The sequence below is a fragment of the Pseudomonas sp. 05T35 genome (genome assembly GCF_056396605.1).
Genome location: NZ_JBFTLU010000955.1, coordinates 1 through 481, shown reverse-complemented (window position 1 = coordinate 481; position 481 = coordinate 1). Strand labels below are relative to the sequence as shown.

1 protein-coding gene is annotated in these 481 nt (G+C 61.6%); it reads right to left on the bottom strand.

The genetic code is table 11. The features are described from left to right. On the bottom strand, positions 1 to 481 hold a 481-nt coding region (locus AC1DH9_RS30885; protein ID WP_477809553.1), incomplete at both ends, for an immunoglobulin-like domain-containing protein.

Genomic DNA, 481 nt, shown 5'->3' with positions numbered 1-481 from the left:
GCCGGGGTGGTGCTCGGGGTCAGCTGYTCGAAATTGCCGCCGGTGGTGCTTTCGATGGTGGTGCTGACGGTGCTGCCGTTCTTGTAGACGTCGTTGGCCGGGGTGTCGACCACCACCGAACCGGACGTTTTACCGGCTTCGATGTTGATTATGGCGCCATTGCTGAGCGTGACRGTCATCGGCGTGCCSGCCGGRTTGCTCARGGTCGCGGTGTAGGTGATCTGGCCGCCTTCGGTAATCGTGTTATTGGCGGTGAGCGTCAGCCCGGTGTTATCGATCGAGTCGGTGATCGTGGTGACCGCCGGGGTGGTGCTTGGGGTCAGCTGCTCGAAGTTGCCGCCGGTGGTGCTTTCGATGGTGGTGCTGACGGTGCTGCCGTTTTTGTAGACGTCATTCGCCGGGGTATCGACCACCACGGAACCGGACGTTTTGCCGGCTTCGATGTTGATCACTGCACCGTTGGACAGGCACCGTTGGACAG